General features: G+C 47.5%; 23 protein-coding genes. 7 read left to right on the forward strand and 16 right to left on the reverse strand.

The annotated features are described in order from the left end of the window. Nucleotides 1–464: 464 nt before the first annotated feature. The 4 genes from ELAC_RS08100 to ELAC_RS08120 form a co-directional block, all read right to left on the reverse strand. Nucleotides 465–1,886 (reverse strand): ankyrin repeat domain-containing protein, encoded by a 1,422-nt coding sequence (locus ELAC_RS08100; RefSeq protein WP_098038777.1) that lies wholly within the window; start codon nucleotides 1,884–1,886, stop codon nucleotides 465–467. A 355-nt stretch (nucleotides 1,887–2,241) separates the two neighbouring features. Then, nucleotides 2,242–3,969 carry a hypothetical protein gene (locus tag ELAC_RS08105; RefSeq protein WP_098038778.1) on the reverse strand — a complete coding sequence of 576 codons (1,728 nt, stop codon included), beginning with the start codon at nucleotides 3,967–3,969 and terminating at the stop codon, nucleotides 2,242–2,244. A gap of 328 nt (nucleotides 3,970–4,297) precedes the next feature. Then, the gene (locus tag ELAC_RS11770) at nucleotides 4,298–4,474 is read right to left on the reverse strand and encodes a hypothetical protein (protein WP_158227850.1); all 177 of its coding nucleotides are present in this window, start codon (nucleotides 4,472–4,474) and stop codon (nucleotides 4,298–4,300) included. 433 nt (nucleotides 4,475–4,907) lie between these two features. Beyond that, nucleotides 4,908–5,675, reverse strand: a complete 768-nt coding sequence (locus ELAC_RS08120) for a hypothetical protein (RefSeq protein ID WP_098038781.1) — start codon at nucleotides 5,673–5,675, stop codon at nucleotides 4,908–4,910. 301 nt (nucleotides 5,676–5,976) lie between these two features. On the opposite strand from ELAC_RS08120, the gene ELAC_RS08125 reads away from it, so the two are divergent. The 7 genes from ELAC_RS08125 (at nucleotide 5,977) to ELAC_RS08155 (ending at nucleotide 15,825) form a co-directional block, all read left to right on the forward strand. Then, on the forward strand, nucleotides 5,977–6,774 hold the full coding sequence (locus ELAC_RS08125; RefSeq protein ID WP_098038782.1) for a ParB/RepB/Spo0J family partition protein: 798 nt from the start codon (nucleotides 5,977–5,979) through the stop codon (nucleotides 6,772–6,774). A 21-nt stretch (nucleotides 6,775–6,795) separates the two neighbouring features. After that, nucleotides 6,796–8,970, forward strand: coding sequence for a heavy metal translocating P-type ATPase (locus ELAC_RS08130; protein ID WP_098038783.1), 2,175 nt, complete (start codon nucleotides 6,796–6,798; stop codon nucleotides 8,968–8,970). Nucleotides 8,971–9,307: 337 nt separating this feature from the next. Beyond that, nucleotides 9,308–10,444 carry a vWA domain-containing protein gene (locus ELAC_RS08135; RefSeq protein WP_098038784.1) on the forward strand — a complete coding sequence of 379 codons (1,137 nt, stop codon included), beginning with the start codon at nucleotides 9,308–9,310 and terminating at the stop codon, nucleotides 10,442–10,444. 1 nt (nucleotide 10,445) lies between these two features. Beyond that, entirely contained in the window at nucleotides 10,446–11,519 is a 1,074-nt protein-coding gene (locus ELAC_RS08140) for a vWA domain-containing protein (protein WP_098038785.1), read from the forward strand. Further along, complete coding sequence (locus ELAC_RS08145; RefSeq protein ID WP_143406480.1) at nucleotides 11,503–13,293, forward strand: hypothetical protein; 1,791 nt, start codon at nucleotides 11,503–11,505, stop codon at nucleotides 13,291–13,293. The genes ELAC_RS08140 and ELAC_RS08145 overlap by 17 nt, the downstream gene beginning before the upstream one ends. After that, nucleotides 13,287–15,005 (forward strand): BatD family protein, encoded by a 1,719-nt coding sequence (locus ELAC_RS08150; protein ID WP_098038787.1) that lies wholly within the window; start codon nucleotides 13,287–13,289, stop codon nucleotides 15,003–15,005. The genes ELAC_RS08145 and ELAC_RS08150 overlap by 7 nt, the downstream gene beginning before the upstream one ends. Before the next feature lie 13 nt (nucleotides 15,006–15,018). Continuing rightward, nucleotides 15,019–15,825 carry a tetratricopeptide repeat protein gene (locus ELAC_RS08155; RefSeq protein ID WP_098038788.1) on the forward strand — a complete coding sequence of 269 codons (807 nt, stop codon included), beginning with the start codon at nucleotides 15,019–15,021 and terminating at the stop codon, nucleotides 15,823–15,825. Nucleotides 15,826–15,890: 65 nt separating this feature from the next. Here the strand turns inward: ELAC_RS08155 and ELAC_RS08160 are convergent, their stop codons facing one another. The 12 genes from ELAC_RS08160 to ELAC_RS08215 all read right to left on the reverse strand — a co-directional run bounded on the left by ELAC_RS08160 (nucleotide 15,891) and on the right by ELAC_RS08215 (nucleotide 25,479). After that, the gene (locus tag ELAC_RS08160) at nucleotides 15,891–16,178 is read right to left on the reverse strand and encodes a FoF1 ATP synthase subunit delta/epsilon (protein ID WP_098038789.1); all 288 of its coding nucleotides are present in this window, start codon (nucleotides 16,176–16,178) and stop codon (nucleotides 15,891–15,893) included. Between the two features lie 10 nt (nucleotides 16,179–16,188). Then, entirely contained in the window at nucleotides 16,189–17,595 is a 1,407-nt protein-coding gene (atpD, locus tag ELAC_RS08165) for a F0F1 ATP synthase subunit beta (RefSeq protein WP_098038790.1), read from the reverse strand. A 3-nt stretch (nucleotides 17,596–17,598) separates the two neighbouring features. Continuing rightward, nucleotides 17,599–18,456, reverse strand: coding sequence for an ATP synthase F1 subunit gamma (gene atpG / locus ELAC_RS08170; RefSeq protein ID WP_098038791.1), 858 nt, complete (start codon nucleotides 18,454–18,456; stop codon nucleotides 17,599–17,601). A gap of 3 nt (nucleotides 18,457–18,459) precedes the next feature. Beyond that, entirely contained in the window at nucleotides 18,460–19,992 is a 1,533-nt protein-coding gene (atpA, locus tag ELAC_RS08175; RefSeq protein ID WP_098038792.1) for a F0F1 ATP synthase subunit alpha, read from the reverse strand. A gap of 89 nt (nucleotides 19,993–20,081) precedes the next feature. Further along, nucleotides 20,082–20,630: an ATP synthase F1 subunit delta gene (gene atpH, locus ELAC_RS08180; RefSeq protein WP_098038793.1), complete on the reverse strand. Its 549-nt coding sequence runs from the start codon at nucleotides 20,628–20,630 to the stop codon at nucleotides 20,082–20,084. Next, the gene (gene atpF / locus ELAC_RS08185; protein WP_098038794.1) at nucleotides 20,620–21,105 is read right to left on the reverse strand and encodes a F0F1 ATP synthase subunit B; all 486 of its coding nucleotides are present in this window, start codon (nucleotides 21,103–21,105) and stop codon (nucleotides 20,620–20,622) included. Before atpF ends, atpH begins: the two co-directional genes overlap by 11 nt. Nucleotides 21,106–21,119: 14 nt before the next feature. Next, nucleotides 21,120–21,353 (reverse strand): ATP synthase F0 subunit C, encoded by a 234-nt coding sequence (gene atpE / locus ELAC_RS08190; RefSeq protein ID WP_098038795.1) that lies wholly within the window; start codon nucleotides 21,351–21,353, stop codon nucleotides 21,120–21,122. A gap of 158 nt (nucleotides 21,354–21,511) precedes the next feature. Next, a complete protein-coding gene (atpB, locus tag ELAC_RS08195) occupies nucleotides 21,512–22,342 on the reverse strand; it encodes a F0F1 ATP synthase subunit A (RefSeq protein WP_098038796.1) in 831 nt (276 codons plus the stop codon). Continuing rightward, the gene (locus ELAC_RS08200; RefSeq protein ID WP_098038797.1) at nucleotides 22,339–22,689 is read right to left on the reverse strand and encodes a hypothetical protein; all 351 of its coding nucleotides are present in this window, start codon (nucleotides 22,687–22,689) and stop codon (nucleotides 22,339–22,341) included. The genes atpB and ELAC_RS08200 overlap by 4 nt, the downstream gene beginning before the upstream one ends. 2 nt (nucleotides 22,690–22,691) lie before the next feature. Then, complete coding sequence (locus ELAC_RS08205) at nucleotides 22,692–22,934, reverse strand: AtpZ/AtpI family protein (protein WP_098038798.1); 243 nt, start codon at nucleotides 22,932–22,934, stop codon at nucleotides 22,692–22,694. 394 nt (nucleotides 22,935–23,328) lie between these two features. Beyond that, nucleotides 23,329–24,747 carry an inorganic phosphate transporter gene (locus ELAC_RS08210; RefSeq protein WP_098038799.1) on the reverse strand — a complete coding sequence of 473 codons (1,419 nt, stop codon included), beginning with the start codon at nucleotides 24,745–24,747 and terminating at the stop codon, nucleotides 23,329–23,331. Between the two features lie 57 nt (nucleotides 24,748–24,804). Continuing rightward, nucleotides 24,805–25,479, reverse strand: a complete 675-nt coding sequence (locus ELAC_RS08215; protein ID WP_098038800.1) for a TIGR00153 family protein — start codon at nucleotides 25,477–25,479, stop codon at nucleotides 24,805–24,807. Between the last annotated feature and the right edge of the window lie 60 nt (nucleotides 25,480–25,539).

Below are 25,539 nucleotides of genomic sequence, written 5' to 3' on the forward strand. Positions count from 1 at the left end.
TTAGTGGTCAATCTCATGCGGCAGCCCTTCAGCATGTGTCCCTTGCCTAAAAATTCAGCGCATTTCGTTGGAAAAAGGGCAGCCTCTGTTTTCGGGACTCTCGCCGGAGGAGATCGGAAGTATATCGAAAGCGTCTCAAAATTTGGTCTTTAGCTTTCTGCAATCTTTCACTCTTGGAGAGATTTCTCAAAGTTAAAGACCAGATTTCTCAAAGCTTTGGGTATATATGAATTCAAAAAGAACCTAGGTGGCGAAAACGTTTCGCGGCCAGGTTCTCGGTCTCTTAGCCGATCCATTCGCTGCTTAAACGACAAGAAATAGGGGTGCAGAATGGAGCTCTAAAATCGAACTTTTGTCGGTTGGCCAGAGAATGTATCATCTTTGCGTTTAATTTCCAAGGAGATACATTTGTGTTGGGTTTTACCCCGCAGGAGGCCGCCGCTATTTCAGTTTTATTACAGGCTCTAAAGGAATCGATGGGGGAAGTGCAGCTCCATCTCCTCTTCCAGCTCGTTTATCTCAGGAGCTGAGAGTGTGCTCTTTGCCGTGTCTTCAATGGTTGGCTGCTGCATAATCCATGCCAGCTCCAGCGGGTTCTTCTCTTTTTGTCTACAATCTTCAACAATCTTTTGGGCGCTCTCCTTGACTGCGGCGACGAAATCGGCGTAACCTGCAGCGGCTAGAAACAGGTTGGATAAAGTGGCTGAGTAGCTTAGGAAAAATTCATCAAGGAACCTCGTCGTTTTCCGGCAAAAAAATTGCTCAATCCAAGTGATGTTCTGATCCTTTGTCCAGTAGGGTGTTTCTCCTTTCATCAGCAACAGTTTAAAAAGTTCAGCACCCCCGGCGGGCTGGCTTTGAAAAAGCCTGTTGATGGGTGATCCCCGTCGGCCCGGAGAAGTGGGGTTTAAGCCCGCATCGATCAGGAGTTTCACAAAAGCGACTTCGGAAGGGAACACAGACCAGCGACCGCAGAGGTCGTGCAGAATGGAGGATTCTAATCCAAATGGGGCGCTGGGGTCGGCGCCATGCGCGAGAATGAGCGAGGCCATCGAGAGGGTTTTAAGATTATCCCGCGCTCTTTGTTCCATGTCGTAGCTTCTCTCAAGCCGGGTGAAAAGAACCTGCAAAGGGGTGTGGCCTGTCATCTCCTCCCGGGCATTTAAACCCGTCTCGTTTAAATATGGCAAAAGTGCGTTTAAGCAATCACTTTCCAAATTCTTGCAGGCGGCATGGACTGGATAGACGCCATTGTGGTCTGAGAGAGGATTCGCTCCGAGCGAAAGCAGCGTTTTCAATGTTTCTAAAGCCCCTTTTTCGCAGCAGAGCACAAGCCCGTGCGTGAAAGTAGCAGCTTTGGTTTCTTCGCTAAGTCGCGAAGCTATTTTTGTGACGATCTGGGGCAGGTTGTGCCGGCAGGCTTTCAGAAGAAACAGCTCGTTGTTGAGTGTTATCTCATCAATTAAGAGAGAGGCAACCGTTTCGTCCCCTTTCTGAATGCAGTAGCTGAGCGTTTCGCCCAATATTCTGCATGGATCGTTCATTCCCTTTTCTTTTGGGGGGTCTAGTTTGAAGAAGCAAGATTTGGTATCCAGGGGAGGGAGAGATGAAAAAACGCCCGCTTGCGCTAAAGTTCGGATGAAGCGAGAGGTTGAATCGGTGGTTTGGGCATTAATTGCCGCGGTGAGGACGACGGAAATCAGACGGTATTGATGTTGTTTGGTTGTGATGTGATGGAGGTTTAGCCATTCAGCATTGAGCAACTGATGGGGGATGGCTTCCGTGAGGCGGTGCATGAAAACGGCCGGATCCGATTGAAACTTTTTCTCAAAACCACTCCTGCCAACCTCACCCCAGTCAATGGATTTGGGAATTATCTTAAGCATCGCTAGCCTCCTTTCTTTTTTTCAGTTCGAGAGACCGCCCACGAACTCAAACAATATGCTTTGCTGCTGAATTTGGTGATAATTTTCTAAAAAACTTTCAGGATATTGGGATACTACGCTGAAAATTTATTCGAAGATTATAACCTAAATTCAGCAGCAAAGCATATACCGAAAGTATCTCAATATCCTAAACTTTGACACATATTCGGTATAAATCGGATCGCGGATTGTTTCTCGAAGGAAATCCATTCCTTTTAAGATGTTGTTCCTGTTTCAGTTCCTATCGCATCAGCAACGGTCCTATATAGTCTTATGCGGCAGCATAGCATACTGATTTAAGTGTGTGGGTGCTCTCTTAGCTAACAAAGGAGCTTGAGCTGAGCAGGGATGTTTGCTCTCTGGGATCGCTCTTGACATCCTTATCGTCAATTTCCGCTTTTTTTTCTAATTCCCTGTACAATGCCGCATATCTGTCGCCGAGAGAAGAAGATGCTGAGTCGGGTTCGTAAAGGCTGTCATGATAGTAATTTAAAAGGCTTTTAATCCATGGGAGAAGTTGTTTGTTCTGATCAGACAGGGCTTTCACCTTCTCTGGATCAATACCGCATCCTGCTGCCTGAACAAAAATTTTATACACATTCTCCTCTCCACAGCATGCCATGGAGGTAAAGCGTTTTATTTCTTCCGGAGGAGGTTCCTGATCGTTTAAAAATGCCTCCAGGTGGGACGTCCTTTCGCTATGCAGAGCGATCAGCAGCCTTAAAGCACTGATAAAGGACCACAGGGGTTCTGCGGCCAACATAAAATCCCAAACTGTTTCAGCTTGAGGAAAATGGGTTTTTAGATTCTCGATTCTCTCTGCCATGGCTTTCATGATATTTCGAGAGTCAATCCACTCGACGGGTAGTTGTTGCTCTTCCGCCCTTTCCCTGATTATCTTCTCCACCTCACCTAGCAGAGGTTCAACTTCGGAGAGCGTCTTGAACGAGTCCGCTCTTGACTTCTCGGGAATCTCTTCAAGGGCTTGGATCAGTTGGAGGAGGTGGCAGCGGAATGTGAGGTGCACATGATTCCATTTCCTAATACATCCGTTCGAGTGAGGGAGAGAGCGGCTGTTGTCAAAATGGATAAGGCGCTTTTTGCATTCGCTGAGGAAAAGGTTGGGGAGACGCCCATCGGTACTCCCTAAGAGATAGCTGATCAAAAATCCCTTCACAAACGCAGACATGGAGACTTCCCTTTCCATCTTCTGTTCAAAGAGCAGGCCGAGTTGCGCTCCTCTTATTCTTCGCTGGATGCTTCCCGAAAAACTTCCGGTAGTTGTTTCAATAACTGTTAGTTTAGTTTCGGCAAAATAGGGCCCGAGGCCGAGTTTGGTAGCTACATCATAAACGAGCGTTTCCATTTGAGCCGTTAATGGAAAGGCTTGGGGTGTCAGACACTCAGTGTTGACTCCCTTGAGGAATGCAACAGGTTTTTGACATGTGAAGGCCATACCCCGGTAGGACTTATGCTTGAACAACAGATAGAGGGTGTTGTAGGACGATTCCAGATGGACTGTCAGCGTCTTCGTCTGCCTGGACCACTTTTTCGCCTTCATTTCAACTCTGTCCAAACGGGAAGCGGAGTCGGAACTTGCCTCAGGAAAAGAGCTGCCTGTCAGGTTCTTTGTTTCCTTAAGCCAAATTTGCAACTTAGTTAATTGAGCAACTCTCTCTTTCAGGACTTTGACCGCCTCTTTTTTTCGGGTAGCGACGGCATCGATAAACGATTCTAAGAGACTCTGTTCTTTGGGGTCTTCCGGTTTTTTCAGGTCAAGCCACAGGCAAGCGGACAGGCACTCTTCAATAAGGGCTATCCTGGATTCAAACCGGTGTGCCGCTTTAATCTGCCTTTGATGAGAAACATCCATTAACACCCAATTGCTCGATTGCGTCTCGTTCCAAAGGGGCTGAATTCGCTTGAAATATTTGTCTGTGGCCTCATGAAGGGCTGTGGCTAGGAGCCGGCGGTGGTCTGAGGTGAGCCATGTGCACGCTTCGGGTGACCGGATGAACTCATAGTAAAATGTAGCTGTTTGCATAATAATATTTTTAATTTGAATGATGTTTGTATTTCAATTTGGATGTTATGTGATGAACTGTTTAATTTAAAGCGGTCGATTGATTAAACCGAGCGGCTCCCAATTTTTTAGATGGTGGCGGTGTCACTACAATAGTGCGCCTATCTTGATGTAAGATTTTTTTGAAAATCAGGGGGTGGTTTTGGAAACAGACTATACCGGATACTGAAAGTGTCTCAATCCGGGGTTTTCTCAAAGTTTTAGCGCCCATTTCGATAGGCTTTCGGTAAAAAAAAAGCAGCTTGAAATCATCGATTTCAAGCTGCTTCAATTATCGTTTGCCTTTCGGTTAGAAAGACACATTAATTCTTCCTTTCACAAAGACTAGTTCTTCAAGGGAAGAATTCTCCACAAAGCGCTTATGGGAGACGACTTTTAGAGAAGATCCCATTTCATCAGAGCCGGGGACCTTATCCAAGAAGTCTTCTTCAACATCATAAGCGAGTGAGCAATGCTTTGGACTCACGGTATATTCTCCGTACCTCATCAGAGGTATCTATCAGGAGAATAACCTCCTTAAATCAATTCTTATGATGCGTCTTGCGTTTAAGGCGTTTATTCTCCTTTGCGGGTTTCAAAAACCTTGGATTTAGTATCCAAGGGTCCATTTTCTTTATTTAATTAAGACATCCAATTCGTGGTTGTTGAGCGTGCAAGCTAGCTTGCATTCCAAGTCCTCTGCCACCTCCTTCTTGCTCTTTTTGCTCCACCGGTAGGATGTTTTTCTCCTGGGTTACAGGAGGAAAAAGGGCGCATTTAGCACCCTTTTTTCAAGATGTAGCAGCAACTATATAAAAAATCAAAATATATGTATCTGACAAAATGAACGGTATACCGAAACAGATCAAAAAATGAGATTGTTCTGCTTCGGTATACAGCGATTGGTCCGGTTGGACCCTTTACTTTGAAGTATTTAAAGAGAGCTTACGCTCTTTGAGATAGTCGAGATAGTTAACTCTTTCGCTTTGAATCAGGGTTGCTATCGTCAAGAGGGGCTGGCTCATAGGGTCTTTAGCTTCAATCAGGCGAAAAATTTTTTCAATTGCCTGGAGCTCTATATCCTTTTCATTCGCCACTCGGGCGATTGCCGGGATTTGAAGAAGGTTGAAAGCTCTTAGCCGTGATGAGACATTTTCACTGGATGCTTCGTCAAATTGGCGTGCTGTCTGAAGAGCTTTGCTGATGTCGCCTGCGGCGATCTGCAGGGTGACGTCATCGAAGGGGCGTGCGCTTTCCGGAAATGAGGTAGCTGTTCTTTCAATGGATGCTGTCATCAAGGGAAGAGCGTCCTGATCTTTTCCCAGCATCAAAAGAAGTTGTGCCGATTCAGCTTGGAAAGCTTGGCGGAAAGAGGGACGGTGTGAAAGAAGTGTTTTCGTTTCCTGCCAAACTTTAACGGCTTCCTCATCATTTCCCTGGTAGAGGTTGCTCTTCATTTTGTCCAAGCTAGCCTGAAGCTTGATATACTCTTCTTGCTGCTCCGCATCGCTTCGCGTCATGAAGAAGGCTAGTGCAAGGAAAAGGGCAACGGCTATAGCCGCCGCGGTTCCTACCAGCCGGGTGTTGGACAAAACCCACATAAACAATTTGGACCGGGAAAGCTTTTCGGTTGCGCTTTCCTCCAAGAGTGGATTAAATTTGAGTTCGGATTTTTTTCCGGGGAGCATGGCTGAAAACCCTTGTGTTACAAATTGGTTTTGAATTTTACGGGATTTTTCAAGCCAAGTCAAAAGAATTCGGAAACGCTTTCGTGGAGCCTGTTCATAACAGAAAAGGCATACCGGAAGTGTTTCAAAATTTAGCATGAGGGCTTTGAGAGAGCCTCCAAGATTTCAGGTTGCCTCATATTTCTAATATTAGGTGATTTGCAATCTTTCGGTTCTGAGAGTTTTTTCAAAGCTCCACGCTAAATGTTGAAATACTTTTGGTATAAGTCCGCTAACATTACCTTACAGAAACAGGTCGACCATGGAAGAAAATCTGATAGAAGTCCCTCTTTCCGCCATAAAGGCGGGGGGAGCGCAGCCGAGAAGCCGCTTTGATGAAGAAGAGCTGCAGGAGCTTAAAACATCGATCCGTGAGATCGGCTTGATCCACCCTCCTGTTGTACGCTTAAGTCAAGACGGTTCGTATGAATTGATATCGGGCGAGAGGCGCTTTCGCGCTTATTCTCTTCTTGGAAAAGAGACAATTCCCGTGATCGTGAAGTCCTTCGATGATAAGACCGCGGCCATCGGATCGCTCGTAGAGAATATTCAGAGGGTAGACCTAAACCCGATCGAGGTGGCTGTGGGCATCAAAAGGCTGATGGAAGAGTTTCAGCTTAGCCAGCAGGATGTGTCTTTAAAAATTGGTAAGGAGAGATCGACTGTCTCCAACTACTTAAGAATTTTGCAACTGCCTGTCTCCATCAGAGATAGTTTGCAGAGGAATACGATCACCATGGGACATGCCAAGGCGATTCTTTCAGTGTCTGACGACCACGCCAAGGTCTTACTGCATGAAGCCATTGTCAAAGATTCTCTCTCTGTCAGAGAAGCGGAGAAAAAGGCTGCTTCGCTTGAAAAAAAGGTGAAAGAGAGAGCTTTTTTTCTTAAGCAGCGCGATTTTCATCTGGAAGACATTGAGAGACGGGCTGAAGAGAGGCTTGGCACAAAGGTATGGATTGAGGGGAGTGCCAAAAAAGGCAGGATATCGATCACCTATCACAACCTGGATGATCTTGACCGCATTTTGGCTATTTTGGGCATAGCCGACTCTCTGTAACCCCTTAATAAGGTGGAGCCGATGCAACCGAAAAATTCCGGTCGCCGCGAACGGATTCGTTTTACCGTTCAAGGGATGCGCAGTGTGCGATGCGCGGAAAAAATAGAGGCTTCCTTGCTGAAAATGCAGGGTGTAAAGGATGCATCGGTTAATTTCACCCTGAAAAGGGGAGAGATCGATTTTGAGGAGGGCACCTTTTCTTTTCATTTCTTTCAGAAAGAGATGGCGGAAACCGGATTCGAGATCGCTTTTGACAAGAGTGAAAAAAATGCAAAGTGGTCTTTTCCCTTCGAACAGTTCTTCTACGCTTTGCTGACAGGTGCGCCCCTTTTTGTCTCTAAAGGATTCGAGAGTGTTTTTGATCAGCCGCTGCTCACTCCGGCAGCTCGGCTAATACTGGCCACTCTGATGCAACTGATGTTCGCTTTGCCTATCTATCTCAGGGCCATACGTTCTTTCAGAGACGGGGATCCCTACAAGGAGTTTTTAGCTTCTCTTGCTGTCTTCTCAGCTTATTTCTATAGCTTGTTTTTATGGCTGACAGGCTATGCAAGCCCTTACTATTTTGAGGTTTCCGCCGGCATCGTTATCTCGCTGCTTCTTGGAAGGTGGCTTGATAAGAGATGTTTGGAAAGAGTGAGCGAAGTGGCAGCGGAATTGGCCGACAAGCTCCCCAAAAAGACTCTTGTCAAAATCGGCAATTTTTTCGAAGAGAAGGATGTATCTTTCTTGTTTCCCGGAGACATCGTCATGATTGCTCCAGGAGAGGTGATTCCGACGGATGGGATCGTTCTTGAGGGCGCTTCCCTTGTCGATGAATCAGCACTGACCGGTGAGGGGGAGAGGGCGCTTAAGAGGTCCGGGGATCACGTTTTAGGAGGAACCATGGCCCTGGACGGACGACTCATCATCCGGAGCGAGAAGGTAGGCAGGGACACAGTTGCAGGACAGCTATTGAACATGGTGGAAAAAAACCTCGATACAAAAGCCCCTGTTCAGTTGAATGTAGATCGCTTCCTGCCCTACTTTATCCCGATCGTTCTTTTGATTGCCTTCATAACGCTGCTTTACGGTCTTTCAGCGGCAGATGGGCGATCAGGGGCACTCAGGGCGATAGCCGTGCTGGCCGTTGCTTCCCCGGTAGCAATCGTCTATGGAGCGCCTTTTGTTTTTTTAGTTGCATCGGTTCTGGGAGCAGAGTCCGGTTTTGTCTTCCGCAGCGCGGCAGTGGTGGAAAAAACGGGCAGGCTTAATGTGGTCATTTTTGATAAGACGGGAACACTGACTCTTGGCGAGCCGAGGGTTGTCGAAATTATCCCCTTAAGCACTTTGTCTGAAAAGGAGATAATTTCCTTGGCCGCTTCACTTGAGATGAACGCGTCGCATCCACTCTCAAAGGCAGTTTTGGCGAAGGCGAGAGAGATGAATGCCCTCAGGGAGAGAGCCGATAACCCCGAGTTTAGGCCTGGAGCGGGGTTGTCAGGTGAAATCGATGCCTGCCGTTATTTTTTGGGCTCCAAACTCTTTGCTTCGGAGGCAGGTCACTCAATCAAAGAGGATGAAAACGCCCGCGAGGATAAAACGAAAATCTATCTGTTCGATGATAAGCAGCTGCTGGGTACGTTGGTAGTCGAAGACCCGATCCGCGAATCAAGTTGGCACTCGTTGAGGCAGCTGAAGCTACTCAACATCGTTCCGGTCATGGTGACAGGAGACAGTCAGGGTGTCGCTGAAGCGATCGCGAGGCGACTTGACATCACCACCTTTTTCTTTGATGTGCTTCCTCAGGGAAAGCAGGAGAAAGTGGAGTTGTATCAGAAAAATGGGCAGAAGGTTGGATTTGTCGGCGACGGCATTAATGACTCTTTGGCCATCGCGGATGCCGATGTCGGCTTTGCCATGAGGTCGGGGAGCTTTGCTTTGCATGAGTCGTCCGATGTCACTTTATTTGGCAATGACCTGATGAGTGTTGGACAGGCTGTCGATTTATCAAGAAACGCGCTCTCTAAAATTCGTCAAAACCATCTGTTTGCCGCTATCAGCACCCTTATTTTTATTCCGCTAGCCTCTTTCGGGATTTTAAATCCTGTTGCCGCTTCCCTCATCATGGCTATCAGCCCGGCGGTAGTGATTGCCAATTCGCTTCTGCTCAGAAGATATGCCGAAAATATCCCGAAATCGGGCATCCGGTCTTAGAGCTTGTCTTAAAACTGAAATCGCCTCGTATTTTCTATACTGGCCCCCTTGCGATTACTCCATTTCAAGATCTTTCTCTTTGCCGGAATCAAATTTTCGAGACACTTTCATTAAAAAAGGGCTCTTCAAAATTTAACTTGGGGTGTTATACCGAAAGTGTCTCAAAATTCGGCATGAGGGCTTTGAGAAAGCCTCGGGATTGAAAGACTGCAAGTCACCTCATATTTCTAACATTAGGTGACTTGCAGTATTTCAATCGCTTGAGCTTTCTCTTTGCCAAAACCAACTTTTGAGACACTTTCGGTATAGTCTGTCTCTCACCTCTAATGAGTTGGTTATGGAAGAGGGGTTTATATTTGGTGGAGTTGGAGTCGACGTTGAAGGATTCGCTCTTTCGTGTGCGGCTCTTGTTTTTTTTCTCGTGCTCTACCGTCTGTTTGTAAGGACAAGGGAGCTAAACGTTCTGTTTTCGGGTTTTTTCTTCTTCAAAGGAAGGAGGCCGACTATCCGGGAAAGGCTGGCAAAAGCCCCTTCCACTTTATATATGACTGCTTTGGCGCTTTTGCTCTTAGCGCTTGCAGATCCCTATTTTTTGTATCTGAAAGAACCGAAACCAGAGGAAGAGTGGGAGTCTCGAGGACTTGCGCTTTATCTTCTGCTGGATAATTCGACATCGATGAACTTCAAGGTGCCGGTGAATTCATCTTCCGGTCCCGAGCAAGTGATGAAGATGGATCTGTCAAAACGCGTCGCGAAGCAGTTTATTCAGGGGGATCCAAGGTCTGGGCTGAAAGGAAGGGCGGGGGATATGGTGGGTCTTGTCACCTTTGCAAGGATCGCAAGAATCATATCTCCGCTGACTTTGGATCACGAAAAAATTGTCGAAGAAATCGATAAGATCGAATTCAATAAAGACATTAGACAGGTTGGCACCGGGATTGGCTATGCTATTTATAAAACGGTATCTTCCATAAAGGCCCTGAAGCATTTCAGCGAGGCAGACGGAAGTGAGCAAGTGCCATTTTATGATATCAAAAATCCTGTACTCATCATCATCACAGATGGAATTAATGAGATCAATCCAGAGGATGCCAATAATCCGATTCGGGGCATGGATCTATGGAATGGGGCCGAGTATGCCAAGGAAAATGGCGTTAAACTGTATATCGTCAATATCGATCCTTCCTTTGCCAAGATGAAGGATAAGACCTACCACGAGCTATACGATCTGATCACGAAGTATACCGGAGGAAAATTTTACATGGTTGATGACTCGAGAGATCTGGTAGCAATCTACCGGGACATTGACCAGTTGGAAAAGAGCAAGATTCCTTTGTTTGCCAAAGATGTAAAGGAGAAGGCGCCTCCGCGTTCTGAAAAATATCATCTCTATCCCTATCTGATAGCGCTTGCGCTACTGATGATTTTTTCTGCCGCTCTAATGCAGGCAACTTACCTGAGGATAATCCCCTGATATGTCAGAGATCATATTCCTTAACCCCAACGCTGCGATTTTGCTCATTCTTCCCCTTTTGATCGCACTTTTTTTAAGTTTGATCTGGCAGAGGAAAAAAAGGGCTCTTCAGCTGATCGGCACGGAGGAGGTGCGGAAGAAAGTGGGCTCATTCCCCGTCTTTAGCTGGCATTTGCTCCGTAGCGTGGCCATTGTGTGGGCTACAGTACTATTCGTGATCGCTTTGACATCTCCGGCTGGAAATCCGCAGTATGTCAGTGATGGAACCCCACCGGATCAGGCTAAAATTCTCAAGGCGGAACATGAGGTGATATTCTTCATCGACGTCTCTTCTTCGATGCTGGTGGACGACATGCGTCTTAAAAAGCGACGCCTCGATACAGCCAAAGAAATTGCCGACGAGGTGATTAAGGGGTTAAGGGGAGAGACGGTCTCGGTGTTTGTTTTTTCATCGGAGGTGGAAAAGCAAGTTCCCCCTACAGTCGACTATCTTTATGCCAGACTCATTATCCGCGCTTTAAAGGGAAACGATGTGGCGGCAGAGGGAACCGATCTCGCGAAGACTCTTCGCCAGCTTTCAGAGGATCTTTCCCATCTGAAGAAGGGAAAAATGGCGACGGTGATTTTCATGACCGATGGAGAGGACACGGAAGGGGCTTTTGGGTCGTCTCTCCCGCCGGTCCCCAAAGACAAAATGCCGGGTGTCGATTTCATTGTTGTGGGTCTTGGTACGTCGGAAGGGGGAATCGTTCCTGATGTGATGTATCAGGGCCGCCCTGTGCGTTCCAAGAGGGATGACGAATCTCTTGCGAAACTGGCAGAAAGCTTCAAAGGCTTTTCTTTGATGGCAAATGATTCCTCGCCTTTGTTGATCGCGAACAAAATTTTGAACGGGATTAAAATAAAATCCCTGAAGAAGACTCCGGTTGAAGGAGAATCGACAGCTTCAGGGAGAGCGGTCATCCGCTATACCGCCTATTTCCAGTATTTCCTGCTTATCGGAATCGCTTTCTATATTCTTTTCCTCACATTGCCTCAAACTAATTTTGAGAGGCGGAATGGAACCGAGGTATAGAGGCATGCGAAGGCTGGTGGTATTTTTTTTTCTTTTGCTTGTAAAATCAGGCCTTCACTCCATTTCAGAGCAGCAAGAGGAGTTAAAACAGGCCGAAGTGCTTTTTGAGGCTTCCGACTTCGATCGCGGTCAGTCTTTGCTAAGTAAAGAGGAGCCTCTGACAAAAGAAGAGTGGAGGCGCCTCTTTATCAATTATGACCTGGCGTTCGGCCGAATTCGCCAAGGAAACCGTATAGAGGCTCTCTCGTTGCTCGATGATCTTTTAAGGCAGGGAGGGAATTTTCCTCCTTTGGCTGCGCGCGTTTCCTATGCGAGAGCTTATATTTTGTTCCTGTCCTTAAAAAATGCAGCCCTCGCCAAAGAGGGGGATCCTGCTTCATTTAAAATGTCGCGGGAGAGCCTAAGGTTTTCCTCCAGGGTTAAGGATGCCTATTTGAACCTGATCAAGGACCAATGCCTCCTTGACAAGGCGAAAGGGGGCGCAGAGTGCACTCCTGCTGAGTTCTTCAAAGAGATGCGCAACCAGGCTTTAAACTTCAGGTCCGAGATCGCCGGTAAATACTACCGGATGAGGACTCAAGTGTTCACTCCCATCGAAGCCCTTTTACAACTGCTCATTGGCACTGAAAAGATAGAGCGCCACTTAAAGACAATCTTAGATTCAGTCAGCCAGCACTTACTGTCCCTGCATCTTAACTATTTAGCGGAAGAGATGCAAAATTTCGACGCTGTTTTTCAAAAAATTGAGCTGGCGGGTATTGAAGAGATCAGAGAGCAGTGGTCAGACTTTGTCAATGCGATGCTGCAAGGTGATATCAAAACCAGCCTGGAGAGAGTTTCCTCGGTTTTGCAAGGGATTCGGGAGCTTCTCCGCTCGCAGTTTAATGAAGAAGAGGCAGCGGGAGCTCTTTACAGGCTTTCAGAATCATTTCAGGAAGTTTTTCTTGAAGAGGAACTGATTCCGAATTCCTTGCGGTCTCTCGCATTTTTGCAGGAAGAGACTTTTAAAATCAAAAAGGTTCAGGAGGTCTTGCCTTGGAAGCTGAGACAGTTCGTGAGCATCCACATCCAAGAAGCGATCTCTTTGAAAGAGAGTGGGAATGAAGAGGGGTCGGAGAGCGAATTTTTATTTGCCGACTTCATGGTCAAAGCCTCCCTTTTATTTGTTTTGCAAAACGAAAAGGCTCCGGCTCGCGCGGTATTGAAGCTGCTTATCTCCCTTGTCGATAACATGGTTCAACAAGATACGCTCTATCAGTATCTTAAGGACGACGCTCTCAAGAAATGGAAAGAGGCGGTGCTCCTTACAATCAAGACAGCGATGGAAAAAACAGAACTCTTTGATAAAGCGGCTCTTCGGGAGCAGAAAGAGCTGTTTAGCCAACGTGAGAACGAAGATGGGAGCCGGGGGGCGTGTGTGGCAAGTCCCTGGGAAAGAGTCATCCCGCCCTTTGATGAGGGGCTTGAAGCTCTCGATAAATCCCTCCGGCTGACCAGCAGGGAAGATCGCAGTTTTAATCAGGTTGGCGTATTGCATGCCTATGTATTGGAAAAGTGGGTAGAGGCCCTCGAGCAGATGGATGATCTTTCACCTGCCAAAGGTTGCGGTGGCGCACAAGGAGGAGGTCAGGAGAAAGGGGAAGATGAAGCGCAATCGACCGGGGCTGAGGGAATTGAGGAGACCTTGCGCAATATAGTCCAGATGGGTGAAGATGACAAAGAATTTGATGAAAAAAAAGAGTTTCCCAAAAAGGAATCCGGTAAGCCATGGTAGCCTGCATCAGTCGCACACTCTCTTGGGTATTCTTCGCATTTTTAGCCCCTCTCTCTTTGGCGCTGGCCGAGGATGTTCGTCTCAGCATTGAGTTTCAGAAGGAGTCGCTGCAAGAGGGGGTGGCGATCGAAGGGGATCTGTCCATATTTCATTCCAAGAACGACGCAGTCAATCCTAAAACAGCCATTTTTGAGGGGAAATCTCTTCAATTGCAGCTTGTGAAGGAAGTGGAGGAAGCAGGCAGGGTCAAGAGCGTTTACCGTTTTAAATTGGGTTCCAGGACTAAAGGACTGTACGTTCTCTCCCCTATCACAGTAGAGGTTGGGGGTAGGGATGTCAGCTCGGCGAGACAAGCATTTGAGGTGGGGGGCTCCACTCAAAGTCAGGCTTCTGTGAATATCAACGGCAGTCTCTTATTCAAGCTAGAGCCGATTATTGAAGGCAGGCAGATCTTCTATCCCGGCCAGAAGGCCATTTTTGGGTATCGTCTGATCTACAACCAGAACGTGGAAATGACGAAAGATGAAATGCCATTGCTTGAACCCAAAGGATTTAAAAAGATCGGCGGCGAGGATGTCAAAAATTTTCGCAAAGGAAGCCTTGCATACCGTGAGATCAGACAGCAAGTCCAGGCGGTAAATCCTGGACGCTATGTGATTGGACCGTCGGTAGTTTCCGGAAAGCCGTATACGATGACGCTTTTTCAGACCAAGGAGTATCTCGGAGAGACGGTAGAGGCAAAAGCGGATCCGGTTATATTGGAAATAAAAGCTTTTCCGGATAAGGGAAAGCCGGCTTCTTTCAATGGGGCCATCGGCAAAAAGTTGACGTTCAAGGTAGTTTTGCAGTCATTTTCCGATGTTTCAGTCGGAGATAAATTCACCCTTTCCATGGAAATCGCCGGCGATGGCGAAGTCGAATCGGCGCCGATGCCGGAAGTTTGCTGTCAGCCCGGGTTTCCCGGAAGGTTCCGCTTAAGTGACATTCCTCCGGCCGAAATCTATAAAAATGGAATCAAATATATCGTAATCGATCTCACTCCGCTCTCGACTGCCATTAATGAAATACCTGGGCTGGAGTTCAGCTACTTCGATCCTGAAAATGAATCGTATCACACCTTGAACAGCAATCCCATCCCTGTCAAGGTGAGACCTACCAGCGAGGGGTTGGAAGAGATCAAGGAAGAGGCTCAGAAAGAACAGGCAAAAGAACCCAGCACCGCGACGGAATGGCCGGAGTTGAATGCGAAGCCCGAAAAAATTGAAATCGAGACGATTTTCCCCCTCACAACAGATGACCTGCAGAGCCGCTTCTTAGGAACATTTTCAAGTCTTTGGATCCTTCTTTTCGGAGGCCTGGCTTTGATTCTCCAGTTGGATTATCGCTATCGGAAAGAGAAGAGAAAAGAGAAAGAAAAAGTAGATGGCGTTGCGGCCAGGCTTTGGAAAGAGATTGAAGCCCTGCCGGAGGGTGACAAAGATCTTTATCCCAAGATCGCAAGAGCGTTGATTGCAAAGCTGTTTGAAACAGGCCATGTTTCAAGAACGGATGTTTCCTGGCATGAACTTGCCGATGCAGGGGTCAGCGGCGAGATCAAAAGGTTCTTACATGAACTTGAAGAAGACCGTTTCAGCGGGAAAGGACAAAAAGATCCGGCTCAAGTCAAACAAGATGCTTTGCGGTTGATGCAGTCGATAAAGCCACGCGTCTAGAAGGTGATTCACTATGTATAAAGTATCTTTAAGCCCTATCGTGATATTTATAGTATCTTTCACGATTGTGATCGCTCTTTACATTTTCATGATGAGGCACGCAGCGCACACCGTCATAGAAGAAGCGGCCACTCTTTATAGCAAAGGAGAGAACGCCCAAACAGTATTTGAAAGGCAAAAGTATTTCAATCAGGCGCTTCAGCTCTACCAAGATATAGAGAACAAATACGATCCTCGCTACACCAATGGAAAACTCTATTACAATATCGGTAACACATTCTATCAGCTGAATCAGTATCCTTTTGCCATTCTTTACTACCTGAAGGCAACGAAGCTGAATGGAGACACGAGGATTCAGGAAAACTTGTCGACAGCTCGGGTGAAAGCGGGTGTCGAAGCTCCCAAAAACCATGGCGGATTTATCGACGCTTTCTCTCTTTCCAATGTGTTTTCGCTCCCCACCCGCCTTCAGATATTTTCGTTTACTGCCCTGATGGGATTTGCTCTTTTCTCAATTACCATCTGGAGGTATATGCCTCCTGTCCGTATTGTCTCCTGCCTTTTTTTCGCGCTGGCCGCTTTCATGCTGCTTGGGCTTTTAACTGAGGTGTTTTGGGGAAGGGAGAGCGCCGTGCTTGTTAATGGAGAGAATTTAAGGAAAGGCGCCAGCATGGAGTTTGCTTCTGTTTTGGAAGATCCGCTGAGCCCGGGAAGCGTTGTGGATGTTGTCGGTGAAGAAAAGGGAGGGGAGTGGCTTAAAGTCATCCTTAACGGAGACAAGATCGGTTATCTTCCAGCCAAGTCCTTACGTAAGATCTGAAGATATACCGGAAGTGTCTCAAAACAAAAAAATAAAAGTTTTAGGCTCTTCCGGTATAAGGCGGATCAAGATTCAGAACGCCATTCGGCCTGCAGGACCTCATCGGCAAGCAGCGATACATCACCCGATACTTCGAGTATACCTCCGGTGACTTCCATCTTCATTTTGGAGAAGTTCTCCAAAGTGATGATGACATTCCCTTTTTGCAGGGAAGTGATTAGAGCGGCATGGTGGGTTAAAATTTCCAGATAACCCAATTTGCCAGGGGCAATGACGGAGATGACTTTTCCGTCGAAATACACCTTGTCGGGAGATGCCACAGTTAAGTTGAAGGCCTTTCCTTGCTCTTTCATATCGGTTGCTTTAGATCTCTGCTTTAATTTTTTCCGCTTTTTCAAGAACCTCTTCTATTCCGCCGACCATGTAGAAAGCCTGTTCTGGAATGTCATCAAGCTCTCCATCCAGGATTCTCTTGAACCCTTTGACAGTGTCTTCCAGTTTGACGTATTTTCCCGGTTTATTCGTGAACTGCTCGGCAACGAAAAAGGGTTGTGAAAGAAAGCGCTGAATTTTACGCGCTCTTGATACGGTCTGCCTGTCTTCTTCTGTCAATTCATCAATCCCTAAAATGGCGATGATGTCTTGCAGGTCTTTGTAACGCTGCAGAGTCTTTTGGACGCTCCTGGCAACATCGTAGTGCTCATCGCCAAGGACAGACCGTTCCAGAATCCTGGAGGTTGACGTCAGCGGGTCGACAGCAGGGTAGATGCCTAACTCGGCAACCTGCCGTGAGAGGGTGACGGAGGTGTCGAGGTGAGAGAAAAGGCTTGCCGGAGCCGGATCTGTGTAGTCATCGGCCGGAACGTAGATCGCCTGGATGGACGTGATAGAGCCGCGTCTTGTTGAAGTGATGCGCTCTTGCAGTAAACCGATTTCTGAAGCCAGTGTGGGCTGGTAGCCGACAGCGGATGGCATTCTTCCAAGCAGAGCGGATACTTCCGAGCCTGCCTGGATAAAGCGGAAAATGTTATCGATGAAGAGCAGAACGTCTTGGTGTTCGACATCCCTGTAATATTCTGCCATGGTCAGTCCGGTCAGTCCGACACGAAGCCTTGTTCCCGGGGGCTCATTCATTTGACCGAACACAAGGCAGGTTTTCGAGAGAACGCCCGATTCTTTCATTTCAAGCCACAGGTCATTGCCTTCCCTCGTTCTTTCCCCGACCCCGCAAAATACTGAATGTCCTCCATGCTCGGTGGCAATATTGTGGATAAGCTCCATGACGATCACCGACTTACCGACACCGGCTCCACCGAAGAGACCTACTTTTCCACCTTTCGGATAAGGACAAAGAAGGTCGATGACCTTGATGCCGGTTTCAAAGACGGAAATCTTAGCTGCCTGATCTTCAATGGACGGCGGGGCTTTATGGATCGAAGATTTGGGGGAGGAGGGGTCGATGGGCGGGAGGCCGTCGATCGGCTGTCCCAGAATATTGAAAATTCTTCCCAGCGTCGCATTGCCGACAGGAACGGTGATGGGGTGGCCTGTGTCATCAGCCTCCATTCCACGGATCAGTCCGTCGGTTGAGGAGAGGGCAACACAGCGGACCATGTTGTCACCAAGATGTTGGCACACTTCAGCCGTGATATCGATTTTTCTTTTTTCATCCGTAATGCGAATCGCATTGAGGATATTTGGCATCTTATCTTCGGGAAATTCCACATCAAGCGTGGGGCCGATTACCTGTCTTACTTTTCCTTTAGCCATATTTTAACCGTTATTTAATCCTTCTGATCCTGAGGCGATCTCCGCCATTTCCCGCGTGATGCTGGCCTGGCGCACCTTATTGCGCGTGAGCGTCAGCTTCTCTATCATCTCGTCTGCATTTTTGATGGCCTGCCTCATCGAGCACACGCGTGCGCCCAGTTCCGATGCCCAGGCCTGATGGAGTATTGTCTGAAGGCGATTATAGACATAGCGGGGAACCAGGTCGTCATAAATCTCTTCGGAATCAGGCTCAAAAATATAGTCTTTACTAACTTCCTTTTGCGATTGCGTCATTTTTTCGATACCGAGCAATTTTTCCGTGATAACTTTCCTGGTCAGCAAGTTGACATATTCGGTGTAAATGACTGTAACTTCATCGATTTCATAATGTAAAAAACTTTCGAGAAGATAGTTGGAGAGTTTCTTGACCTCTTCCGGAGTGATTTTTCCACCCCAGTCCAGCACTTTTTCCCTGATGGTCCAGTTTTTTAACCTGAAATGATCGAGCCCTTTGCGCCCCATTACGATCAGCTCAGGCTGATTTTGGGGATACTTATGCAGAAAGCGCTCCGCGGCGTTGATGATATGGGTGTTATAACCACCGCACAGTCCCCTGTCGGAAGTGATGATAATCAGCACCATTTTTTTAACCGGGCGTTTGCTGAAAAAGGGGTGGTTACTCTTGACCAAGGAGAGGTTTTCTAAGACAGCGCGGAGTTTTTTTGAGTACGTACGGGAACCTAGAGCTTTCTCCTGTGCCTTGTGCAGCCTTGAGGCAGCGACAAGCTCCATCGCCTTGGTGATCTGTTTGATGTTCTTGACGGCACGGAGGCGCTTTTTGATTTCCCGTAAGCTGGACATGCTTTAGCTGCCGGTTTTGAGTTGATTTCGTTCTTTAAACTGCTCTTTAAAAAGAGCGGCCTGCCTTTCAAGGGTGTTCATCGCTTCGCCAGAAAACGCTTTCGTTTCAGCGATCGATCGGGGGGCTTCAGGGCACTTCTCTTCGATGTATGAGAAAAATTCCGTCTCGAATTTTTTTACCAAGCCGAGCGGGATATCATCTAAAAACCCTTTTGAGGCGATAAAGATGATGATAACCTGTTTTTCAATGGGATAAGGATTGAATCTCTCCTGTTTTAAGATCTCCACCATCCGCTCTCCCCTACGCAGTTGCGCCTGTGTTGCCTCATCAAGTTCCGAGCCAAATTGCGCAAATGAGGCCAGCTCCCTGTACTGGGCAAGGTCCAGACGGATGCTGGAAGCGACTTGCTTCATCGCCTTTTCCTGTGCTTTACCACCGACACGCGATACGGAAAGCCCTACGTTGATGGCCGGTCTGATGCCTTGGTGGAAGAGATCGGCTTCCAGGAAGATCTGTCCGTCTGTGATTGAGATGACGTTAGTCGGAATATAGGCGCTCACGTCGTTGGCTTGCGTCTCGATGACAGGGATGGCTGTAAGCGATCCGCCGCCTTTCTCTTTCGAAAGCTTCGCGGAGCGTTCCAGAAGGCGCGAGTGCTGGTAAAAAATGTCTCCGGGATATGCCTCTCTTCCGGGAGGTCTTCTAAGCAAAAGGGCTATTTCCCGGTAGGCGGTAGCATGCTTGGAGAGATCGTCATAGAAGCATACGGCGTGCTTGCCCTGATGCATAAACCACTCTCCCATCGCTGTTCCGGCATAAGGGGCGATGTATTGCAGGGAAGCGGCGTCAGAGGATGTGGCGGCGACGATGGTTGTATACTCCATGGCCCCATGCTCTTCTAGGGTGGAGACAACTTTGGATATGGTCGAAGCCTTCTGTCCAATGGCCACGTAGATGCAAAAGATGTTTTTGCCTTTTTGGTTGATGATCGTGTCGACGATGAGGGCCGTTTTGCCAGTCTCCCTATCGCCAATGATAAGTTCCCTTTGTCCACGGCCTATCGGAACCATGGCGTCTATCGCTTTGATACCTGTCTGGACTGGCTCGGAGACCGGCTGCCTTTCAATAACACCCGGCGCATGACCCTCCATCGGAAGATAGTGCTCTGTTTTGATAGGTCCTTTTCCGTCTCTTGGCTCTCCTAAGGCGCTGACAACTCTTCCCACCAGTGCATCTCCTACGGGAACCGAAGCCAGCTTTCCAACTCTTTTAACAATGTCACGCTCTTTGATGCCCTCTTCGCTGCCGAATAGAACAACACCGACGTTATCTGTTTCCAAGTTCAGCACCATACCTTGTGTGCCGTTGGAGAACTCAACGAGCTCTGAGACCATCACATCATCAAGACCAAAAACCCTTGCGATGCCATCGCCTATCTGCAGGACCTGTCCAAATGATTCCAGCGCGGGATGATCATTGAATTTCTCTAGTTCTTGTTCCAGTATCCAGGTTATTTCCCCGGGCTTGATCGTCATGCAAAACCTCTTGATGCGATAAGGATTCGGAAGCAACAGGCAATACTAAATGCGTGTTGTGCCTCTTCCTATTATTTTGAAGACACTTCCTAAAATTTAACCGCGCAAAGACTGTCACTCAGCCGATTTAGGCTCTGTTTGATGCTGAGATCGAGAATTTTGCCGGAAGTAATCAGAATAAAGCCTCCCAGAATTTTCGGGTCGATTTTTAAAGAGATTTCCATTTTCTTTGAAAAAAGAGACTCGAGTTTATCGGAAATCTTTTTTTCCGTGGGAGAATCGATGGGTGCTGCCACGATGACAGTGGCCTTCTCTTTCCCGCACTCCGCAAGTAAAAGCCGTTTATATTCCTTGGTCACGAGGGGAAGGCTGTCGATCTTTTTCTTTTTGACCAAGAAAGTAAGAAATTTATCCAGCAAAGGATCCTGAATGAGCGAGTTGCATTGTTTCAAAACGGCACTCTTATCCTGCTTTAAAACCAGCGGGTTTGCAAAGAATCGGGAGGCTCTGCCCTCACTCTGGATTGCCTGGCAGATCTCTTCCATATTCCTGGCACGGGCAGCCTTTTCCTCAATACTGCCTTTGACAGAGAAGAGAGCTTTTGCGTAGTTTGAGATGGATCGATGTCTATTTTTCATCGAACTTGACTTCCTTGATCAGCTCAGCGACAAGTTCCTGCTTTTTTTCCTGATCCATTTTTTTTACGATCAGTTTTTCCGCGATCGCCACCGCCATTTTGGCCACTTCATTTTTCATGTCTTCCTTGACTTTCATGGCCTCTCTTTCCGCATCGAGAAGGGCTTTGTTGACGATTCCCTTGGCTTGGCCTAGTGCTTCGAGTTGGATTTCTTTGGCGAGCTCCTTGGCTTTTTTATGGGCCTCTTGCAGTTCGCGATTTTTAGAGTTCTCGATATCAGCCATTTTATTGCGGTACTCTTCCTTCAGCTTCTCGGCAGCCTCCTTCTTGTTGGCGATTTCATCGAACTCAGCACGTATTTTCGCTCTTCGTTCTTCTAAAATGGCGAGCAGAGGCTTCCATGTAAATCTCTTCAAAATGGCCATCATTAAGAGAAAGGCGATTACCTGGGAAATAACCTGCTTGAGTTCGATCATCTTTAACGTCCCTACTAACCGAGCCTGGAAAGGACGCTGAAGAAGACGATCAAGGTGTAGATTGTCAGTGACTCGATCAGTGCCGCACCGATGATCATGTTTGTTAATATTTTACCGGACGCTTCGGGCTGTCTGCCGATCGCTTCCAAGGCTCCTTTCACGGCCAGTCCAAGTCCTATGCCGCATCCGAAAGCCGCTATTCCGACTGAAAGAGGCGCTGAGAGCGCGAGAGCTGTTCCAATATCCATCGGGACTCCTATAGTGTCTGCATTGGTTTTTCAAATGTTTACTTTCTTTCATCCTTAGCACATTGCCGGGAATCCAATCAAGAAACCTCTCTCATGATGAGTGTTTTGTCTTTTTTTAGAAGCTTAATAATGCAATTGCCTTCGATTAATTGACAGCGTTAGTGATGGGATTCCTCGCCTTCTCCTGCAAGGGAGAGGTAAATCGAGGAGAGAAGGGTGAATACAACTGCCTGGATGAAACTGGTAAAGATTGCCAGGAGCATGAAGGGAAGCTGAAGAGGAAGACCCAAAGGCAAATTTAAAGAGGCAATTGCTGTCACGCCAAAGAGAGCGAAAACACCGATCAGAACTTCTTCGCCGAAAATGTTGCCGAAGAGGCGAAGGGATAGCGTCACAGGCCTTGAAATCTCTGTAAGCAGCTCAATCGGAAGCATCAGCGGAACTATCAGCCATCCGATGACGTCTTTCGGAGATCCTGCCAGATGGTAGAGATAGCCCATCACACCCCTGTTTTTTAAATTCAGGTATAAAACCCGGAAGAAGACACACAAGGCCAGGGCTGCCGTGATGTTTAAACTGGTGGAAGGGGCTTTCATCAGCGGTATGAGGCCTGCCAGGTTCATGCAGATGATATAGACAAAAAGAGTGCCGATAAAGGGGAGGTGCTTCTCTTTTTTTGGCCCTAATACAGCTAAAATGTTGTTTAGAATGGATTCTGTCAGCCATTCCAGAACGTTCTGCATTCCCTCGGGAATCATCTCTTTTTTCTTGGTGCCGAAGTAGAAGAAGGAGGAGATCACAATGGCGATGAATGTCGCAAAAATGATGTCCTCCCATTCAAACAGCATGGTTGCCCATTCTTGTCCATGGTAGGCCTTGTGAATTATGGAGATGAGGTTGGGTAGAACAGGTGCATCTTGTTCAACGAGAGAAGGACCCGCATCGTTGTCCGCATTTTCATAGGCGAGCGCGGAAAGAAGCAAATTCATGTTTTCACCAAAGCGTTTCGGGTTGCGGCCATTAAGGCTGTCAGAAAGATGAGGGAGAGCCCGGCGAGAGTATATGCTACAGGGAGCTCTGAGACGATGAAAAGATAGTATCCCGTAAGATAAAGTAGGGGAAACTTAATCAGGAATGTCAAGGCGATGCGCATGGCATCGCGTTTTTCTTGAAGGAGGCATGTTTCCAGCAGTGATTTGATGGCAAAGAGATTGGCGATGCCGAGAAGTGCTCCCAGAGACAGCGCCAGTGCCGGATCGGTTCCTGCCAAGAACGCCAGAGGAGCGCTTATCAATGCTGCCAGGAGCGCAGTGGCGATAATAATGCTTTTGATCATCTCTACTCTTTGTCTCCAAATTTTTTCACCAGGCGGTAGAACTCTCTAAATGCCGCGACAAAGCCCAAAGCCAAGAGCGAAAGCATCAGATAGGGCTTAGTGCCAAGAAGATTATCCAGGAACTTCCCCAGCAAAAGCCCGCAAATCGGAGGGACGGCGAGCACAAAAGGGATCGTGACGAAAGCAGCAAATCGGGCGCTGACTTCATTTTCTCCCTGATCAGTTCCTTTCCTAAAAAAAGCCAAAATTACTTCCGTATAAATTCAAGCAATAGCACGATATTAAAATTATTCACATGGAAATATTTTATCAAGCAAGGTGTATGAACCTACCCCAATAAAACATTTCGGTCCCTGATCCGAAAGTGTCTCAAAATTTGGTTTGCGGCAAAGAATATACCGAAAGTATCTCAAAACTTGGGATTTTGGCTTTGAGAAAGCCTCGGGATTGAATGATCGTAAGTCACCTCATATTTCTAATATTAGGTGGCTTACGATCATTCAATCGCGAGAGCTTTCTCTTTGCCAAAAACCAAATTTTGAGACACTTTCGGTATAATTCCTTGCGATCGGAAGTTTTCGATTTACCTAATATCAGAAAGTGAAACACTTGCGCTGTATGCTGGGTTAGGGCAGCTCCTCAGATGGCCATTGACAGCGTGTAGTAGATTCCGACAGAGAGCAAAGCTCCTGCGGGCACTGTGACAAACCATGAAAGCACGATATCCCTTGTGGTGCTCATATCCAACGCCTCAAGGCCGCGCGCCAGACCGACGCCAAGTACGGCACCGACCAGTGTGTGTGTCGTGGAGACGGGCAGTCCCAGTCTTGTCGCCAGCACGATCGTGATGGCGGCGCTGAATTCAGCGGTGAAACCTCTCGAAGGGGTCAACTCGGTAATTTTCTTGCCGATCGTTTCGATCACTCGCCAACCCCATGTAGCCAGGCCCAGCACGATGCCGAATCCTCCCAGCGCAAGAAGCCATGTGGAATTGAAGCTGCCGTCATCTTCGACAGATCCCGAAGTGAGGACGCGCATGGCCGCTGTCAGGGGGCCGATAGCATTGGCGACATCGTTGGCTCCGTGGGCAAAGGCCATCAGACAGGCGCTGACGATCTGCATATAGCCGAAGATCTTCTCAACGGTGGCATAGTCGGTGGAGCCGATCGTTTCCCGGTTTTGCATCGCCTTGGAGAGTCTTTCCACCTCTTCAAGCGCTAAGGCAGCCTGATAAGCGACAGCTCCTTGAGCTTTGTTCTGAACCACAGCGAGCTGGCTTCTCGCTTTATCCAAAGCCGTTACCGCTTCAGGGGAAAATTCGACTTGGGGCTTCAGTTCGCTTTCCGGAGTTTTAATGCGTTTGACGACAAAAAACGTGATGACGGCTGCGATAGCGCCTAAAAAGAAGCTATAGCAGAGGGCTTCGTCTATCGATAGTTCGATATTGAGGTTTTTCAGGCCGTTGAAAAGCAGAAGAACGGAGAGAGTGGCGACAAAGGGAAAGGCTAGAAAAGGGGCCAGTTTTTTAGTTGCCTCTACCGGACATTTTGCATAGAAGATACGTTTTCTCAGCACGTTGAAAATAAAAAAGCCTAAAATCCCACCCATGAGCGGGGAAAGCACCCAGCTGGAGATGATCCAAAGGACGTTATCCCAGTATATGGCCTCCCATCCTCCTACGATCAGCCCGAATCCTACGATCGCACCGATGATCGTGTGAGTGCCTGAAACCGGCCATCCATAGTAGGAGGCAATCTGCAGCCATACACCCGAAGCGAGTAGTGAGGAGAGCATCCCGATGACGAAGTGCAGGGGGATGTCTTTGAAAATCAGTGGATTGACGATTCCGTTCTGGACAGTGGCAGAGACATGAGAGCCAAAGAAAAATGCCCCGGAAAATTCCAAGACGGCGGCGATGTAAACGGCCTTCTTGAGCGTGAGCACTCCAGAGCCTACGGAAGTGCCCATGGCGTTCGCCACATCGTTGGCGCCGATGTTCCATGCCATGTACATGCCGGCAATGAGAACCAAAATTGTTAAAATCAGTTCAATATCCATCAATTGATTAAACTTAATTCAGAGCGTCCCAGCTGATTCATATTTGATGACACCCCTCTATTTGATTTCAAGCATTCTTCTCACTCTGAAAGCGAGGTTTTCCGACAAGTTGGAGACTCCCCCAAGTGCCTCCACGATGCGTTGCCACACGTGGAAGGTGGTATAGGACATTTCGTTTTCCGAGTTGAAGAGAATTTTCAGCAGCTTTCGTTGGATCATGTCCACTTCATGTTCTTTGAAGGCGACAATTTCCACGAAATCCTTGACCTTTTCTGCTTCAGATCCTCCAAAAGAGGATTCCAGGAGTTCGTGCATCTCCTTGATGATCAGTCGCACCTCGTCGAATGCTTCGATGTTTTTATTTAAAAATTCCATGAACTCTGTCTTGAAAGAGTCTAAGATTTTCACTTCTTTGAGAGTGAGTAAAACGGCGACGTCCTCGGCCTTATCGGCAATATTGTCCTGAGTTGAGATGATTTCAAGCAGATGACCTCTGTCGACGGGAAGAAAAAGACTTTTAGGCATGTGGTTGCGGATATCATTTTTTATCAAATCCGCCTGGTGCTCTGCTCTCGAGATGGCCTCATAGATCTCCTGCATCTTTTTTTGGTCTTGATCCAGAAGGGCTGCAAAGAGAGGGGGCAGCAGATGCACGCATTCGGCGACTTTTTCCATGTGGCTCTGCAAGGGAGCGAAGGGGGATTTGCCGAATAGTTTGAGTATAGTCAGCATAGAACGCCTTTTTTTTTAGATCATATGCGGATTTTCCACATTTTGGAAATCAAAATGATG

Source organism: Estrella lausannensis, assembly GCF_900000175.1.
In the GTDB taxonomy this organism is placed as follows: Bacteria; Chlamydiota; Chlamydiia; order Chlamydiales; family Criblamydiaceae; genus Estrella; species Estrella lausannensis.